Source organism: Echinicola sp. 20G, from assembly GCF_015533855.1.
Lineage (GTDB): Bacteria > Bacteroidota > Bacteroidia > Cytophagales > Cyclobacteriaceae > Echinicola.
Window position 1 is genome coordinate 4,506,451 of record NZ_AP024154.1, and the last position, 18,226, is coordinate 4,524,676.

At 38.4% G+C, this 18,226-nt stretch carries 16 protein-coding genes and 2 tRNA genes; 6 read left to right on the forward strand and 12 right to left on the reverse strand.

The window, feature by feature from the left end:
* Positions 1 to 75 precede the first annotated feature (75 nt).
* The gene (locus JL001_RS18260) at positions 76 to 1,557 is read left to right on the forward strand and encodes a M28 family peptidase (RefSeq protein WP_200978815.1); all 1,482 of its coding nucleotides are present in this window, start codon (positions 76 to 78) and stop codon (positions 1,555 to 1,557) included.
* Between the two features lie 58 nt (positions 1,558 to 1,615).
* On the opposite strand, the gene JL001_RS18265 is transcribed toward JL001_RS18260, so the two are convergent.
* Genes JL001_RS18265 through JL001_RS23245 form a run of 3 tightly spaced genes read right to left on the reverse strand, consistent with a single transcriptional unit; the run spans position 1,616 to position 3,262 of the window.
* Positions 1,616 to 2,563, reverse strand: coding sequence for a DUF4097 family beta strand repeat-containing protein (locus JL001_RS18265; protein ID WP_200978816.1), 948 nt, complete (start codon positions 2,561 to 2,563; stop codon positions 1,616 to 1,618).
* Between the two features lie 2 nt (positions 2,564 to 2,565).
* A complete protein-coding gene (locus JL001_RS18270) occupies positions 2,566 to 2,964 on the reverse strand; it encodes a TM2 domain-containing protein (RefSeq protein WP_200978817.1) in 399 nt (132 codons plus the stop codon).
* Positions 2,957 to 3,262: a DUF2752 domain-containing protein gene (locus JL001_RS23245; RefSeq protein ID WP_200978818.1), complete on the reverse strand. Its 306-nt coding sequence runs from the start codon at positions 3,260 to 3,262 to the stop codon at positions 2,957 to 2,959. Before JL001_RS23245 ends, JL001_RS18270 begins: the two co-directional genes overlap by 8 nt.
* Before the next feature lie 224 nt (positions 3,263 to 3,486).
* Here JL001_RS23245 and JL001_RS18280 point away from each other — a divergent pair, with 224 nt between their 5' ends.
* The 4 genes from JL001_RS18280 (at position 3,487) to JL001_RS18295 (ending at position 7,770) form a co-directional block, all read left to right on the forward strand.
* Entirely contained in the window at positions 3,487 to 4,413 is a 927-nt protein-coding gene (locus JL001_RS18280) for a hypothetical protein (RefSeq protein ID WP_236252883.1), read from the forward strand.
* Positions 4,414 to 4,521: 108 nt separating this feature from the next.
* On the forward strand, positions 4,522 to 5,820 hold the full coding sequence (tyrS, locus tag JL001_RS18285; protein WP_200978819.1) for a tyrosine--tRNA ligase: 1,299 nt from the start codon (positions 4,522 to 4,524) through the stop codon (positions 5,818 to 5,820).
* 233 nt (positions 5,821 to 6,053) lie between these two features.
* Entirely contained in the window at positions 6,054 to 6,755 is a 702-nt protein-coding gene (locus tag JL001_RS18290) for a TetR/AcrR family transcriptional regulator (RefSeq protein WP_200978820.1), read from the forward strand.
* 247 nt (positions 6,756 to 7,002) lie between these two features.
* The gene (locus JL001_RS18295) at positions 7,003 to 7,770 is read left to right on the forward strand and encodes an SDR family NAD(P)-dependent oxidoreductase (RefSeq protein ID WP_200978821.1); all 768 of its coding nucleotides are present in this window, start codon (positions 7,003 to 7,005) and stop codon (positions 7,768 to 7,770) included.
* Positions 7,771 to 7,774: 4 nt separating this feature from the next.
* Here the strand turns inward: JL001_RS18295 and JL001_RS18300 are convergent, their stop codons facing one another.
* From JL001_RS18300 to JL001_RS18335, 8 genes are all read right to left on the reverse strand, one after another.
* The gene (locus JL001_RS18300) at positions 7,775 to 8,683 is read right to left on the reverse strand and encodes a YihY/virulence factor BrkB family protein (protein ID WP_200978823.1); all 909 of its coding nucleotides are present in this window, start codon (positions 8,681 to 8,683) and stop codon (positions 7,775 to 7,777) included.
* An 80-nt stretch (positions 8,684 to 8,763) separates the two neighbouring features.
* Positions 8,764 to 9,324 (reverse strand): 1-acyl-sn-glycerol-3-phosphate acyltransferase, encoded by a 561-nt coding sequence (locus JL001_RS18305; RefSeq protein ID WP_200978824.1) that lies wholly within the window; start codon positions 9,322 to 9,324, stop codon positions 8,764 to 8,766.
* Between the two features lie 5 nt (positions 9,325 to 9,329).
* Positions 9,330 to 10,127, reverse strand: a complete 798-nt coding sequence (locus JL001_RS18310) for a patatin-like phospholipase family protein (protein ID WP_200978825.1) — start codon at positions 10,125 to 10,127, stop codon at positions 9,330 to 9,332.
* A complete protein-coding gene (locus tag JL001_RS18315) occupies positions 10,117 to 10,959 on the reverse strand; it encodes an MBL fold metallo-hydrolase (RefSeq protein ID WP_200978826.1) in 843 nt (280 codons plus the stop codon). The genes JL001_RS18310 and JL001_RS18315 overlap by 11 nt, the downstream gene beginning before the upstream one ends.
* Before the next feature lie 122 nt (positions 10,960 to 11,081).
* Positions 11,082 to 12,029, reverse strand: coding sequence for an acetyl-CoA carboxylase carboxyltransferase subunit alpha (locus JL001_RS18320; RefSeq protein WP_200978827.1), 948 nt, complete (start codon positions 12,027 to 12,029; stop codon positions 11,082 to 11,084).
* Positions 12,030 to 12,253: 224 nt separating this feature from the next.
* A complete protein-coding gene (locus JL001_RS18325; protein ID WP_200978828.1) occupies positions 12,254 to 12,859 on the reverse strand; it encodes a DUF502 domain-containing protein in 606 nt (201 codons plus the stop codon).
* Positions 12,860 to 13,203: 344 nt separating this feature from the next.
* Positions 13,204 to 13,277, reverse strand: a tRNA-Asp gene (locus JL001_RS18330).
* Between the two features lie 29 nt (positions 13,278 to 13,306).
* Positions 13,307 to 13,380 (reverse strand) — tRNA-Asp (locus JL001_RS18335).
* 298 nt (positions 13,381 to 13,678) lie between these two features.
* Between JL001_RS18335 and ilvA the strand changes: the two genes are divergently transcribed.
* Complete coding sequence (gene ilvA, locus JL001_RS18340) at positions 13,679 to 14,929, forward strand: threonine ammonia-lyase IlvA (protein ID WP_200978829.1); 1,251 nt, start codon at positions 13,679 to 13,681, stop codon at positions 14,927 to 14,929.
* A gap of 143 nt (positions 14,930 to 15,072) precedes the next feature.
* On the opposite strand, the gene JL001_RS18345 is transcribed toward ilvA, so the two are convergent.
* Complete coding sequence (locus JL001_RS18345; protein ID WP_200978830.1) at positions 15,073 to 18,177, reverse strand: hypothetical protein; 3,105 nt, start codon at positions 18,175 to 18,177, stop codon at positions 15,073 to 15,075.
* Between the last annotated feature and the right edge of the window lie 49 nt (positions 18,178 to 18,226).

The window sequence follows — 18,226 nt, forward strand, 5'->3', positions numbered from 1 at the left end:
TGGATTGACAATCTAAAAACCTGATTTTAAACTCAAATAAACTATATTTATAAAGAGATCATTTAATACAATCGCATGAAAAAAAATCTAATCTTTTTGGCTTTGGCCAGTGCAGCTTTATTGCCCATAGAAGCTGAAGCCCAAAAATCCGCAATTGACAATAGCATCCTTGAAAAAGAGGCCATCTCCCACTTTAGGTACCTAGCCTCAGATGAGTTAATGGGTCGTGATGCTGCTAGATCAGAGATAGACATTGCTGCAAGGTATGTTTCAGAGCAGTTTTGGAAATATGGTGCCAAGGCTATCTCAGATAATTATTTTCAGTCTGTTCCTTTTAGACTATCTGCGCCTCCTAGTTCAGGAACCATAAAATTAGGAAGTGACGAATTGACCCAAGGTCAGACAATGTTGGTACTTGATGGCAAATCACTGGAAGGCAATTACGAAATGGTAGTAGCAGGGTATGGACTTGAAGAAGATTTAGAAGGAAAAGACATCTCAGGTAAAATTCTGGTTGTGCGTGTCGGTGGACCAGAAAAAATGGGGCCATCACAATTGTTTGCCTCTGGAAGAAAAAAATTGGCTTTGGCACAAGAAAAAGGAGCCATTGCCCTTATTGAAATGTACAACCTCCCTACTACCCCTTGGACTTTGTTGACCAACTATCTAAACAAACCGCAAATGACCCTGGCCCAGGGCGAGGCTCATGAAGCTGGTATTCCTTACATCTGGGCAAAAGACCTGGATGGAGAATTAATCAAAAACATTGATAAAGGCGGAGTAGAAAAAGCAGAAGTATCCATTACAGGTAAAGTCAACAAATCCTTCAATGGTAAAAATGTCATTGGAGTTATTGAAGGAACAGACCCTAAGCTCAAGGAAGAGTATGTGATGTTGTCTGCTCATTATGATCATATTGGTGTAGGCTCTCCCAACGCCGAAGGTGATACCATCTACAATGGAGCCAGAGACAATGCAGTAGGTACTGTAGCCATTATCAACGCGGCCAAATTCTTTGCAGAAAATCCTCCAAAGAGATCCATTCTACTTTGCGCTTGGACTGCAGAAGAAAAAGGCTTGCTGGGTTCTGCTTATTTTTCAGAAAATCCATTGGTTCCTTTGGATAAGATCATCTATAACCTCAATATTGATAACGGAGGCTATAATAATACGGATATCATTACGGTAATTGGACTTGGAAGAACTTCCGCTGACCATTATATCAAGGAAGCAGTAGCAGAATATGGTTTGGAGACGATGGCTGATCCATCTCCTGAACAAGGTCTTTATGACCGCTCTGACAATGTTAATTTTGCCAAAAAAGGTATCCCCGCTCCTACTTTCAGTTTAGGTTTTACGGCCTTTGATGCAGAGATTATGAAATATTACCATCAAGCAGCTGACCATGTGGATAACTTTGACCTGGACTATGCTATGAAGTATTGGAAATCATATTTGCTTACTGCTCAAAAAATAGCCAATGCAGATGAAAGACCTGTTTGGGAAGCTGGAGATAAATATGAAGAAGCTGGAAAAGCCCTTTACGGAGCTAAATAAATAAAAAACGGCCAAGGAAAATTCCTTGGCCGTTTCATTGTTGTTTATATCAAGTCTATTAATTTTCAATAGTAATATTACCAGAACTTACTGCTCCCCTTACTGTTTTACTTGAATTGTTATCTATTCTCAGACTTTTGCCTGTTTTCTGATTACCTACTCTCAAGCTACCACTACTTGCGGCCAATTCAAAATTGTAATTGTCTAAATTATCAGGTGTCTGAATATGTACAGATCCTGAAGAGAATTTCAAATTGGTATCCCCTCCTAAACCGGCATTGTCTGCAGAAATACTACCAGAAGAACCAACCAATTCACCTATTTCTCCTACATCATTCAAAACAATTCTGCCGGAACTGATCTTTGCGTCTACCTTTCCTGAGATATCTTCCAAAGAAATCTTTCCACTGCTTCCTACGGCATCCACATTTCCTTTTACATCATCAAGATGAGCCGCGCCTGAAGACACCTTGCAGTAAACATCTCCTACTAAATCTTCACCTTCTATTTTTCCTGATCCTACAGATAAATGGATTTTACCAACATTCAATTCGCTAGCTTTCAAGTGGCCAGAGCCAGCAGAAAGGCTGATTTCATCATGATTTACATTGGAGACAAAGGCAGTTCCAGAACCACTATTGACTTTTAATTCAATATCTTTCGGGCCAGTCACACTAATAAAACCCTCATTCCGAAAACTCCCCCAGCCACTAATACTTTTACTCTGCTCCCATTTTACAACCAGCTTATCACCTTTCACCTCATATGTGATCTCTACGCCCTTGGATTTATTGGATTCCAAATAAGCATTCAGTGATACCTCGGAGGCCAATTCCCTGCCCTCATAAGTTACCTCAAGTGGCCCACCATATATTTCAACTTTATTGATACCATCAAATACTTCTTCAATATCAGAAACAACTGTCATCTGGGAATAGGAACAGCCCGGTAGTAAAGTCGCAACCAGTACAAGTGCAACCGTAAAGAGTTTATAATTATGCTTCATTATTATTGGTTTTTTGGTTGTTCTGGTGTTGGGGCAGCTGCTGGAGCTGGGAAGCCATTGGACATCATGGAAAGTGTCTCATGTGCAATTTTCATATTGTACTCATATGCCAAACTTTTATAGTTGACCAAATCCACTATCGTACCGATCAAACACAATCCACCAGTAAATAAGTATAAAATACCCAATCCTATCTGGCCCAATACGAAACGGTGTAAACCGGCAAACCCAAAGAATCCCAATAAAGCCAAAATAAGAATCATTTGACTGTCTTTTCGTCTTGCTCTATAGACTTGCGCAAACAGAGAAGCTTGCTCATCATCCATATTTTTCAGGATACCTTGAATATAACCTAATTCCATCCCTTCCAATTCCGGAAGGTGTTTTAACACATTAGCCATAGTTTCTTTTTGCTTTTAAATGTTTTATTAAATTAAAAATTCTCAAAAGAATCACAATCCACGCTAAGCCAGCTAAGGGATGCATTTCCCACGAAGCTTTAAAGTTTCCTTCTATCAACAATTTCATGCTTCTGCCCAAACCACACCCGGGACACCATTCAAATCCCAAGAGCCCTATTGGGCATAACGTGAAATGCTGTGTTGATTCGGTGTCGATCAATAAGATTCCTAGGATACCCAGGCACCAAAATATCAACTCAGTCGGAAATGTTTTTATTGGATAACTGTTTCTTGTCATTCGGTTTGGAAGATACGAAAAGAATGCCAGTTGTTAAAAATGGCTCCAAAAGCGTTTTTAACAAATTTTAACACGATTTAGATGATCGCAAACGGACAAAAAATGATCGATTTTGAACACTATAAATAAGAAACCCGTACACTTATTTTACTATTATTGAACTCATGTTCGACAATACCAAATCCTTTCGTAATTTAGCTTCACTTCAGCCAAAATATTCCAAAATGAAAAAATTAAGTGCAATTCTTTCCTGCTTTATTTTTATAATCCCTTCAATAATAGTTCATGGACAGCAATCATACGATTTGATCTCCCTTGAGTCTAAAAACTTCTTCGGTAATTTTTCCATCGTGCCAGGCAGTGCCAAGAAAATCACAGACAGGGCAGGATATGACAATCAACCTTGCTTCATCAACAATCTGCAGGTGGCTTTTTCTTCTATTGATGAAAAAGGAAACAGTGATATTATCCTATACAGTTTTGACAAAGAGAATTTCACTAATATGACCAGAACTTCAGATAAAAGTGAATTTTCTCCAAGATTGACTGACTGTGGCCAGTACATTTCTGCCGTGACAGTTGAGGAAGACAGCATACAAAGACTTTGGCTCTACCCTATCAACTTTGGTGAACCTGAATTACTCTATGATGATATCGAGCCGGTGGGATATTACGCTTGGCATAATAATATCGCTGCTATGTATCTATTAGGAGAACCCAATGAACTGGTTTACCCTTACAGCAGGGATAATGTAATCACTTTAGCTGAGAACGTTGGAAGAAGCATTCAAAAAAGACCCAAGACTAGCCAGATCACCTATATTGATCAAGGTGCAAGCGTGGTCCTAAATGGAAAAAGTACTTATGAAATTAAGTTCTATGACCTTGATGAGAAAAATACCGGAAATTATGGAGTAGCCTTGAGTGAAAGTGATGATTTTGTCTGGATAGATAAAAACACCATGCTGATGGCCCAAGGTCAAGAACTTTACATCAAAAAGGTCAATAAAAATCTGGACTGGGAGAAAATAGCCAGTGTTTCCATGCCTGGATATGGTAATATCAGTCGATTGGCTGTGAGCCCCAAAGGGGATAAAATCGTATTGGTTATGGAAAGGAAAATCGATACTGTAGCCACCAATGCTGACTAATGCCAACAGATTGCCAGTGACTTGGCCAAATATCAAATCAATCCTTTAATTCTAAAGCTGCAAAACCTATATTTGCAGCTTTAATTGATTATAAGCTGCAATAAAAATATGAATAACTTTATCGAAGAACTGCGTTGGAGAGGCATGATCCAGGACATGACCCCAGAATTGGAAGAACACTTGAATAAAGGCGTTACTTCTGCCTATCTGGGTTTTGATCCAACAGCGGATTCTTTACACATTGGTCACTTGGTTGGTGTGATGACCCTATTACACTTTCAAAGGTCAGGCCATAAGCCATTTGCACTGGTCGGTGGTGCTACAGGAATGATCGGTGATCCTTCTTTTAAGTCAGCAGAGAGAAACTTGCTAGACAAGGAAACCCTTGAGAACAATATTGCTGGAATCCAAAAGCAGTTGTCCAAGTTTTTGAACTTCGATGATGATAAAGAAAATAAGGCTGAATTGGTTAATAATTATGATTGGATGTCTCAATTTTCCTTTTTGGACTTCATCAGAGATGTAGGCAAACACATCACAGTAAATTACATGATGTCCAAGGACAGTGTCAAAAGAAGGCTTGAAGAAGGAAACGGACTATCTTTCACAGAATTCACCTACCAGCTGATCCAAGGATATGATTTCTACCACCTGTGGAAAAACAAGAATTGCACCATGCAGCTTGGAGGTTCAGACCAGTGGGGAAATATTGTGACCGGTACAGAGCTGATCAGAAGAAAAGAAGGTGGTAGTGCCTTCGCATTGACTGTGCCTTTGATTACCAAAGCTGATGGAACTAAATTCGGTAAAACCGAAGGCGGTAGTGTTTGGCTCGATGCTGAAAAAACATCTCCATATGCCTTCTATCAATTTTGGTTAAATGTTTCTGATGAAGATGCATCCAAATATATCAGGATCTTTACCACATTGGACCAAGCCACCATTGAAGGTTTGGAAAAAGAACATGGGGAAGCACCTCACTTAAGAATACTTCAAAAAGAAATCGCCAAAGAAATCACCATCATGGTACATTCTGAGGCAGATTATGAAATGGCAGTAAAAGCATCTTCTATCCTATTTGGCAAATCGTCTACCGAAGATCTTGCGTCATTGGATGAAAGAACTTTCCTTCAGGTGTTTGAAGGGGTTCCCCAAGTGGAAATTTCGAAATCTGAATATGATGAATTGGGTGGTGTTTTAGATCTTTTAGGAGATAAAGGCCAAGGAGTAATTTTTGGCTCTAAAGGAGAAGCTAGAAAAATGATCCAAGGCGGTGGTGTCAGCATCAACAAAATCAAACTATCTGATCCACAAGCAAGCACTGAAAACCTTGAATTGCTTCAGGGAAAATACTTGCTCGTTCAGAAAGGGAAAAAGAATTATTTCATCATTAAAGTAACTGCATAATTTTTATTCGGGAGGTATATAACCTCCCGATTTTACTTTTTAGCAATCCCCCATCCAAATAAACTAAATCTAATTCAACACCAGTTATTAATCTCATAATCAACAAATTAAACAACCCTATTTAAGGTTTACATTTAAAAAAATATTTAATTTTTTTTCAGCTCGACTATCATCTTTTAAATAAAGTTCAATAACTTTAAACTCTATTTAAATCACGTTTACTTTTTGTACAAATGGGAGTTTACGAAAGACAGAAAAAGGAAAAAGAAATACTCGAAGCAGCTATTCAGCTATTCGCTTCAAAGGGCTACCAAAGTACCAAAATGGATGAGGTGGCCAAGTCAGCTAAAATGAGCAAAGGGCTTATCTACTTCTATTATAAGAACAAGGAAGACCTCTATATGGCTGTCACTAAAAAGGCATTTGAGGAATTAAAAGACGTATTTAGGGATACCCAAAAGACCAAAGGAAAATCAGGAATAGACCTGATCAAAATGCTAATTGAGAACTTCATCAGGTTTACTGAAAACAATAGAATGTACCAAGAGGCCATCCTCAACTTTATGGGATTGATGGCACAATACAATGATCTAGAAAAAAGAAAACACATTGACCCTTTAATCCTGGAGAGTCCAAATTTCACTCACCTACTTGAAATTCACCATGACCCTGCCAAAATAGGCATTCAAATCATTTCACACGGTGTGAGAGATGGCAGTATGCGCCCAGATCTCCAGCCAGAAATCACTTTCTATACTATCTGGACAATGATGATCGGTTATGAGAGACTTCGTGGTCCCATTGAGTATGAAAACAAAGAAATAAAAATAAGTACAGAAAATTGGCAGAATGGTTTTATCAAGCTTATCAATGATTTGCTGGTAGGAACCATTCAAGCCCAAAGACCAAAAGCTGTTCAAGGCAGCCTATTCTAAAACGAATTTCTAAATCTGACATATTACCTTACAAAAGCCCATTTCGTTGAAGTGGGCTTTTTGTTTTTACATAGGCGATGAAGACAGATCAGTTTGCCACTAAAATAGATTCAAATAGTTCTATCTCTTATGAAAATTCTTACGAAATAAAATATTATGGAAAAAATAATAATAAAATGGCCTACTTATTGAAGCTTATTATTTAACTTAAAAACAGATTTTTAGGCAAGTTAAACCCGCGACATCCATGGATTTATCAACTTTATTTTCCCTAAACAATAAAATAGCAATTATCACAGGAGCGAGCAGAGGTATTGGCTTTAGCATCGCTAAATTCTTTGCGGCAGCTGGGGCTAAGGTCATTATGGCCAGCAGAGACAAAGATGACCTTACCAAAGCAACGAAAGTTTTGAACAATAAGGGTTACGATGTTTATGGAATTAACTGTAATGTGGGACACCCTGAAGAATTGCAGAACCTTGTGGATAAAACAATAGAGCTGTATGGGCAGATAGATATTTTGGTCAATAATGCTGGAACGAGTCCATATATGGGGCCTATTCATGAAACTCCTTCAGATGTATTTGACAAAGTAATGAACATCAATGTCAAGGCTCCATTCGAACTGTCAAAACTATGTTTGCCCCATTTGAGAAAATCATCTTCACCCACTATAATCAACATTAGTTCTATTGGCGCAATTTCTCCTGAACCTCAATTGGGAATCTATAGTGTCAGTAAATCAGCCTTGCACACACTGACCAAAGCTTGCGCCAAAGACTGGGGACAACAAAAAATACGCGTAAATGCCATTTGTCCTGGTGTTGTCAAAACTAAATTTAGTGAACCACTTTGGGGAAATGACCAGATCATGGAAACCATAATGAAAAGGCTTTCCATTAAAAGACTTGGTGAAACAGATGAAATCGGTGCACTGGCTTTATTTTTGGCTTCTCCAGCCGCTAGTTATATCACCGGTGCCATTTTCACTTCTGATGGTGGTTACACAAGTTGATCTTTTAATCCTCTATTTCTTTAATTTCAACTTTGACAGCTTGCTTTATTGGCCTGATACCCCTTCCAGTCCTTTCAGCAATGTAATAGGTGATATGGGCTCCAAAGAGAAAAATAATCACTGAATAGTAGACCCAAACTAGGAAAATCACAAGCGATCCCGCAGTACCATAGGCTCCCCCTACATCACTATTGCCCATGTAGAAACCGATAAGGTATTTACCCAAAGCAAAAAGCAACATCGTCACAAAGGCTCCTAACCAGACGGAACGCCATTTTACCTTGGCATCTGGTAAGATTTTATACATCAAGCCAAATATCAATACCATTAAACCTTGGGTAAAGATAAAGTTGGTCGCAGAGGCCAAATAAAACGAAAGCCCTTCAAAAAGCTGTGAAACGTAATTAAAGAAAACAACAATCATAGCATCCACCACTAAAGAAACAATCAGCACAAAACCGATAGAGGCTACCATTGAAAAACTCAACAGCCTGTTTACTACAAATTTGACTAGCCCTTTTTCAGGCTTAGGTTTGATATGCCAAATGTGGTTGATACTGTTTTGTAAACTCACAAACACAGTAGTGGCACTGAATGCCAATACACAGATGGCGATAATTCGGGCAATGAACCCATCGGTATCCAAAGAGGCATTATAAATGACTTGATCAAGTGTTTCAGCACTTTCCGGGCCACTTAGGTTTGATATCTGGGCCAAAAGCTCTTCTCTTACTGTCCCTTCGTTATAAAATGCAGCCCCAATATTTAATAAAATAATCAATACAGCGGGCATACTAAAAATGGTGTAAAAGGCTGTACTGGCAGCGTAAGTCATCGAATCACTTTGACCAAAAGCAAAAACACTGTCTTTTAAAATCCTAAAAACTGTCAGTTTTTTTATCTTTTTGATCATAGTATTTTGATTTACTTTAAGTAATCAATCAAACCACATGCCACCGTCCACTTATTCTGCTTACTTTTATCACAAACCTTTTAACGGATGCCTTGATCAGGATACTTACCAGTAACTTGTCGTCCATAAGCTTTCATTTCTTCTATTTGCTCATCCATATTGCCGTTCGGAACAATCAGAGGACCAATTCCCGCTTCTCTTTTCTTATAATCTAAAAAGCCGATAACAATAGGAACCTCGGCTCCCATAGCCACGTGATAAAATCCAGACTTCCATCTTTTCGCATAGCTCCTGGTGCCTTCTGGAGTGACCATCACGACCAACTCATCTGCTTCTTTCAACATCTCTACCATCGCTTCAGTATAAGTTTGCTTACGCTTTCCTGCTATTTTTTTGCGGTCAATGGAAATCCCTCCGAGCCCCCGGATAAACCAACCCAAAGGCCCAACCATCACTTCTTTTTTTATGGTAAACCTAACGGGAACATCCATGATATAAAAAGCTGACCTGGCATACAAAAGATCCCAATTACTGGTATGAGGGATGGCTATCATTACTGCCTTTTTCAAATCCTTTGGCCAAGCTCCTACTACCTTCCAGCCCGTAAGCCAAAACACAAACCTCGCTAATAACTTCATCATTTGATCTAAATTTCTTCTTGTATCTGTTGACCTAACTTAACCAATACCTCATTATAGGAAATAAACCGCTTGGCTGATTCATAGCCTGCAAAAAATATATCCTTTGCCTTTCTGAGATCAAAAACCCCATACTGCGCCAAACCTTCCGGCTCAATAAAAAAATCACATTTATTTTTTCTGCTATAAACATTGTAGTTCATAGACATAATCACTGTTCGCTCAATTAAGCTCTTTATATTACTTATGTTGTGATCTTCCTGTAAATGATTACAGTTCACACCAATTATATAATCGCATCTGCCTTCCAATGGCTCCACAGGCAAATTATTCAAAACCCCTCCATCGATGTAAAACCTGCCATCAATCTGAATGGGATCAAACATTCCTGGAATACAGGTAGAAGCCATTACAGGTCGAATCAACTCCCCTTCTGAGAAATAGACTACCTTTCCTCTTCTCAGTTCTGTTGCAGCTACTGTCAAAGGTATTTGAAGCTGCTCAAAGCTGTTTTCAGGCAAGTGAACCCTATACAACTGCTCCATGGTGTCCATCTTCAAAATTCCTGTCCAACTGATGGCTGGCCTTAAAAATTTGAAATAATTGGTTTTGATAATAATATCAAGGATTTCATCTGGACCAAATCCAGAGCAATACAAAGAACCGACAATAGCTCCTGCACTTGTACCAGATACAAAAGAAGGCTTAATACCTATTTCTTCCACGGCCTTCAAGACCCCCAAATGAGCAATGCCTCTCGCACCACCTCCAGATAACGCTATACCAATTTTTGTTTCAGATTTCACTTAGAGAAAATGTTTGATCTAGGCGAACTCCCTTCTCAGTCATCTTTACCGTACAGCATTCGTTTACGGCATCGTGTTCCAAAAACAAGATGTACTCTTTCTCTGCTGCCTCTTCTAAAAAAGCCTGTTTTTCCTTTAAAGTCAATAAAGGTCTGGTATCATACCCCATTACATACGGTAATGGAATATGCCCAACAGAAGGTAATAAGTCCGCTGCAAAGATAATGGTTTTTCCTTTGTATTGGATTTTCGGAATCATCTGTTTATCGGTATGCCCATCTGCCGTAAAAAAGCCAAAACCAGAAAAGAGCTCAGGCTTATCCAAATCCAAAAAGCTCAATTGTCCACTTTCTTGAATAGGTAAAATATTTTCTTTTAAGAAAGATGCTTTTTCCCTAGCATTGGGAATGGTAGCCCACTCCCAGTGGTCTTGATTGCTCCAGTACTGGGCATTCTTAAACACCATCTCCAACTCATCAGAGCCTTCTTTGTATTTCACCCCACCACCGCAATGATCAAAATGCAAATGGGTTAAAAAGTTATCTGTAATGTCCGATTCATTGAACCCTGCCTTTTTCAATGATCCGGAAAGACTCTCCTCCCCATGAAGGTAATAGTGCGAAAAAAACTTGGCACTTTGCTTATTACCAATTCCATTATCAATCAATACCAAACGGTCTCCCTCTTCTACTAAAAGACACCTCATGGCCCAAGTACACAAATTATTCTCATCAGCAGGGTTGGTTCTTTGCCAAAGGGATTTGGGCACGACACCAAACATAGCCCCTCCATCTAATTTAAAAAAACCTGTGTTGATTACGTGTAGTCTCATAATAATCTGATAATTATAATAAACTGAAAAACAATAAATTAAATGAAATCATTTAAAGTTAATTAGACAAAAAAAACCTCTGTTTTGGCAGAGGTCTTTTTTTATAGATACATCAGTAGTATTTACTCATTTACTACCCCCATTTGAGAAAACTTATTGATTCTTTCTTCAATTCTCTTCTCAGGTTTTATTTTATCCAATTCTTTGAGGGCTGCCAAAATACTTTTCTTTAAAGTATCAGCCATTCCCTTCATGTCTTTATGTGCTCCACCAAGAGGCTCCGGAATGATACCATCAACCAATTTATTGCTCTGCATATCAGTAGCCGTCAACTTCAAAGACTCTGCAGCCTGCTCCTTGTAGTCCCAACTTCTCCACAAAATAGTGGAACAGTTTTCAGGAGAAATCACAGAATACCATGAGTTTTCAAGCATCATCACCCTATCTCCAATGGCAATTCCAAGTGCACCACCTGATGCTCCCTCACCAATGATGATACAGATTACAGGCACTTTCAGCATAAACATCTCCTTGATATTTCTAGCAATAGCCTCTCCTTGGCCTCTTTCTTCAGCCTCTAAACCAGGAAAAGCACCCGGAGTATCAATCAAAGTCACGATAGGTTTGCCAAACTTTTCGGCCATTTTCATCAAACGAAGCGCCTTACGGTAACCTTCCGGATTGGCCATACCAAAATTACGCTCTTGACGCTGTTTGGTATTACGTCCTTTTTGCTGGCCTATGAACATCACCGTTCTACCATCTATATCTCCTAAGCCACCAATCATGGCTTTATCATCCTTTACATTTCTATCCCCATGAAGCTCTATAAAATCATTGGTGATTTCATAAATGTAATCCAAGGCATATGGTCGATCAGCATGTCTTGAGAGTTGAACCCTCTGCCATCTGGTTAAATTTTGGAATGTTTCCTTTTTCAAAGTTTGTATTTTTTCTTCCAAAGACTGAATATCGGCAGACAAATCAAGTTTCTTACCTTCAGCCAATCCTTTCATTTCCTGAAGTTTAAGCTCTAAATCAGCAATCGGCTTTTCAAATTCTAAGACCATGTTTTCATTTTTTAACCATGACAAAGATAAAAAGATTATCGCGAAGTAAAATCATTGACACCCTTGTCTTTCAAATTATGGCCCTTCTCATCAAAATTTATCTTAGAAAGATAATTATAAATGTTTTAATATCAACCTTTTAGTTTGAGGATAAAAGCAATTACTTTTTAAGTAATTTTTCTGAAAATTGTCCTGACTCTTTACACGATTGAATTCCACATAAATCAGATATTCTCTTTACCATAAACCCCTTTGGCAATAATTTGTTTCTCTCCAATGCCTGTCTGCTTCAATATCCTTAGAGCTTCTGGCTGAGTAAGACCGGTTTCCTTAACCTGTTCCTTTTTAAAAATAATTAAGTTTCCCGACCAAGGGTCTGGTGAACCCGGTACAAATACTAACTTATCACCATCCGGTAGGTCATCGATTAGAAAGGCCAACATCAAACCATCAATGGGCACCAGCACTACAGGGAGTTTATCATTTTTGGTAATCCCCGCAGCAGATTCAAAAGTATTCTTCATCAACCTGTAGGCGGGAAACATCACCAAAATGTGATTTTCAATCCATCTCACAAAATCTGCACCGATTACCGATGAAGCCATCAAACCAAAAACAAAGCATATAATCACCAAGAGAATCACTGCCACGATATAGCTGAAATCCAGAAAGTTTTCTTGGGCAGGATCCATTACTCCAGCCAGTTTGTTGGCCAAAGGCTGAATTAGATGGATAGCCTTCCCCAGCAACATATAAGCAAGTACCAAAGGAATCAGGAAAAAAAGACCTCCCTTTAAGGTCTTGTTGACAAAATCCAATATTAATTTCATAGCATTTGGGTAAGTAAAAATGATTAATCTTTAAGAAGTATTTTATCTAAAATAATCAAGTTTTAAGCGAATTGCATACGCTCGTCCGATAAATATGCCCTTTTTAAAAATTATTTCGGATCAAACAGAAAAGTTGAGAATACAAGAATGTTTTGATAGCTAAATTCTCTCTTTACGATCTTTCATTTTTATCTCTGGCTCATAATAACTTTAACGTAAAGGACAATTAAAGCTTATAGCCGGTATACTTCTCCGTTAACAATTATTACTTGATCCATTATTTGCCAGTCATTAAACAAATCAGTTTAAAAACAAAAAAGCCTTACATTGCTGTAAGGCTTTTGCGGAATGGACGGGACTCGAACCCGCGACCTCCTGCGTGACAGGCAGGCATTCTAACCAACTGAACTACCACTCCTAATGATTGGAATTTTTTAAGAAATTAAGCGGAATGGACGGGACTCGAACCCGCGACCTCCTGCGTGACAGGCAGGCATTCTAACCAACTGAACTACCACTCCGTATTGTTTTTTTGTTTTCTTCTCGTTTGAAGTGATGCAAAGGTAGTAGTTCTTATTTTTAATGCAAAACCTCTTTAGAAAAAAAAAGACTTCAAAACCTTACCTCCCTCTTTTTCAGGTTAATAATTTTCAAAAAAAGTTCATCTAACACCGTTCAGACCGTTTGAAATCCTTGATTAGACGTTTTATGGTCTTTTTACTTTCTTATAATTCCTAGTCCACTAAAAATTCAATTAATTTCACTAAGCATAATTATGCCCGTATATTTGCTGTCTGTAAAATTCAGCTCTATCCAAATATGAATCCAGTGACTTTTGAGGGTATCAATACCGCAAGCCAAGTTTTAAGTGATGTCACCCACTTCACCCCTTTGCAATTCAATGAACAGCTAAGCGAAGACTATGGTTGTAATGTTTATCTTAAGCGAGAGGACCTTCAGCCTGTAAGATCATATAAAATAAGAGGTGCTTATAACAAGATTTTTTCATTGACTGAAGAAGAAAAATCAAGAGGTGTTGTATGCGCTAGTGCCGGAAATCACGCCCAAGGAGTTGCTTTTGCTTGTAAAAAGTTGGGGATCAAAGGAACAATCTTCATTCCTTCCACTACCCCCGCCCAAAAAATCAACCGAATGAAATTGTTTGGGAAAGAAATGGTCGAGGTTGTAGTAAGCGGAGATACCTATGACGATGCTTTCAAAACAGCTTCAGACTATTGTTCCAATAAAGGTGCCGTATTTGTTCACCCTTTTGATGATCCTAAAGTTATAGAAGGCCAGGGAACCGTGGGAAAGGAAATTTTGGAGGCAGCCGATTTTCCCGTGGATTTTCTGTTTCTTCCTATTGGAGGTGGTGGATTATCCGCTGGAGTTTCTACTTATTTTGGCCAAAAAAGTCCTGACACCAAGATAATAGGAACTGAACCAGAAGGCGCTCCCAGCATGTTGACTTCAATTCAAAATTACAAGAATACCATTCTGGAGGAAATAGATGGCTTTGTAGATGGTGCAGCGGTCAAAAAAGTGGGTGATCTTACTTTTGCTATTTGCCAAAAAAACTTGGACGAAATGCTTTTGGTGCCAGAAGGAAGAATTTGTACCACGATCCTAAACCTCTATAACAATGAGGGAATTGTGGTAGAGCCTGCTGGTGCGATGACTTTGGCAGCACTTTCTTTATATGATAGGGAAAAGATCAAAGGTAAAAATGTGGTTTGTGTTGTTAGTGGTGGAAACAACGACATCATGAGAACTGCTGAAATCAAAGAAAGATCATTGATATATGAAGGATTGAAGCATTACTTTATGATTCAGTTTCCTCAGCGACCAGGAGCCCTTAAAGACTTTGTTTCCAAAATTTTGGGGCCAAAGGATGATATCGCCTATTTTCAGTTTACCAAAAAGAACAACAGGGAAAATGGTCCGGCAGTGGTTGGAATAGAACTAAAAAACCCTAATGACCTTACTGAAATATTTGAGAGGTTAAAAGAAAATAAGTTCAAATACAATTACTTGAATGACAATTTGGATTTGTTGACCTTATTGATGTAATCAAGGAAAGTGGATATGCTCAATTTTATCTGTAAAGACCAAAAGGGTATCCTAATGATCGTTTTTTGATTAAGTTGATCTTTGAACATCTAACCATCATAGCAATGAATTTAAGGTCATCTGCATCTTTGCGGATAATCAGTTTAATCAATTATGGTAAATACCCCCCTTTTCTGAACTTGATAGGACTTTCCATCAATAGTGTAACTGTATTCCAATAAATACGAATAGGAATTAGGAAGAGCCGATTTCCCCTTAATTATGCCATCCCAACCTTCTGAGCCAGCATAGATAGGCTCACCCCACTTGCTATATATGGTCAGGAAAAAGTCTATCGGACAATTAGAAACCGGCCCAAAAAGTTTTATATCTGCTTTGTCATTTGGATCAAACCCAGTTGGCATTCTTACTTGAGGCTCCTTTTCAACTAACATGGTATTGCCAAAACTTATGCAACCATTTGCATCCTGAACAGTTACCATATAATTACCCTTAGGGATTCCTGCCAAGTTTGAGGTAATTACGCTTTGGTAATCCCAAGTAAATTGATAGGGTAATGTTCCTCCTGATGGTACAGCCAAGAGTTCTCCAGTACTTTCTCCTGGACAGCTCCTCTGTAAGACTTCAACTTCAACGGTTAGTGGTTCAGGCTGGGGAACATTTAACTCATAACTCAAAACACATCCAAAAGCATCGTATATTTCAAGATCCTGCGAGCCTGCAGCTAAATTAGTTAATTGAACTTCTTCACCATCCACGCTAGCATTTGGAAAGTCTGTATGAAAAGGAGGAGTTCCTCCGGATACCTTCAAAACCACCTCTCCATCCTCATTCCCATAACAAGAAGTTCCTGAATTGGACCAAATGATCGCATTTAGTTTTTCTGGTTCTTCGATCTGAATATTATTAACAAATGTCTTACAGCCTAAAGAATCTATCACTTCCACTGAATAATTTCCTGCTTCTAAACCTACAGCTTCTGGTCCATTTAGTCTTGAATCATGACTCCATGTATAATTATAAGGAGCCATTCCACCAATGGGATTAATCGTTATTTTACCAGAACTAGCCCCATTACACTTTACATTTTCTGAAAGATATCTAGCTGAAAAATCACCGCGAATATTTACTTCTAGCTTTTCAGATGTTACTATACAATTGGGATTCTCCAAACTAAATTCTTCATACCAAAGTTTACCCTGACTTTCAGGTGTATTCCATCTCACCTCTATTTGTTTAGCATCGGAAGAAGAAACAAATTCCCCTCCTTCTATATGCCATTGGTATCCATAAGTATCATCGTGTTCATTCACCTCATAAAAATGTGATACCTCTTGATCAAAACAGATCTCGGTTGGGCCAAGAGGAGGATTGGGATGAGTCATCAATAAAAAGTCCACTTCCTTTAGGATTGGATTTCCCGGGCAACCTTCTATTGTATAAGGGATGACACTTAAAACACAACTGTCACTTGAAGCATTCCACAATACGGTAGCAGAAGTCAAATCAGATTCAATGATTTCTCCTCCAGTGACCAACCAATCGATTTTTGATATATTATCCGTTTCCAAAAGATGATATCTGGCTTGATTATCCGCTGGGCAGACTACAGAAGGACCTTCTATTACCGCTTTGGTTTCTAAGACTTCTACCTCGAATCTAATTTCCTCTAACTCATTGCAAATAATTTCTCCATCACTTGCAAGTATGGTGACCCAATAATTCCCTGGTTCCTCGAATAAATACCTTATACTATCACCTTCAATTCCATTATCATCATCACCGATATACCAAGTAAAATGATCAAATCGAGGATCTGAAGCTGTTACAGTCCAAGAAAATTCATTTCCTAAGCAAGTCACATTATCCCCTATCACTTCGAAGTCATCGTAATGGCTTGCAGTTTCAAATTGCAGATTTTCCAAATTTGCTCCTACCGCATACCCATAGGACTCCAAGTCTCCAAAACCATAGGCATAAGCAATGAAACCTTGAGGGTTTTTCAAGTGATGTACACCTCCACTAATATTGATCTTGGCATAAAAAAATTCGGTATTACCGGGTACTGGCTGAAAGGCTGAGGCAATATTATTTCCATCCAAAATCGTTTGATTTACCGCATCCTTCTTTACAACCACATTAACAAAATGATAAGAGATTTGCACTACATTCATTGCCTCAAAAGTTATGTCTTCCAATAATCGCTCATTAGGATTGTAAGTCATCATAAAGGGATCTCCAAAGGCGGAATATGGATCTCCTCCAGTATTACAGTTTCTACTCTTTGAAAAAGCCGTTACAGAAATGGGATGGTTTGCATTAATAGTTACTACTTTATCCGGACCAAAATCAAATGCTTTCCATTCACCTTTATTCAAGGTTTCTGCTATATCGTCATCAATATTGACCAATGTATTATCCTCGGCAGCTAGTACCTTAATCAACTCACCTGAAGAACGTGTTTCAAAAGGCACATGAATATAGGATTTTCCCCAGGTTTTAAGTGGATACATTTGCTGATAAAGGTTATCAGGTGCAGAACCACATTCCCCTACTCCCGTCCATTTGTTTCCTCCAAAAACAGCGATATTCTTACAATCTTCTAAACTACTCCCTATCACCCTTACCCGACTACCTGTTAAATCTGATTTGGACTTTAGTTGATAGCTTTGACCAGAATTCAAGGTTATTTCAAAAGACATTCCAGCGGTTTTGCCATCTATTGTATTTGCTGATGGCGTAATTTCAATACGAGTATTATCCTCTACTCCAACAATTAAAAAAAGGCTTTCATCATTTTGATTCATGTCTTGACCAGGGATATTATTGGGAGTCACTTCATAGTGAGAAGTAACCAAGTAATCTTTTCCCAAAGTTCTTTTAGGTAAAATCACGGTTCCATCCGCACTTTTCCACCTTTCATTGAAAGCATAAACTGAAATATTTCCTGTAGAAGTAATGTTAATTCCTCCATTTTCTATCACACCAGAAGTACGATGAAGCAAATCTAAATCATACTCTGTGATTCTCATGGTGTAATTTTCCCCTTTTTGTAAGTCAAAATGATAAGTCAAGCCATTTAAAAAATTACTCAAATCAATGGTACCTTGAGCAGACTCATTGGCAGAAATCACAATAACAGCTCTTCCGTTTAACCCATCGGTGTTGTTTTCCATAAAACCTACCCAAAATTCCTTACCAACAGTAGTGAGCTGCGCGTAAGCACACCGTGATAAGCCAAACCACATGACAAGAAAAAATACTAAATATATACACACCCTGTTCTTCATATGAAAA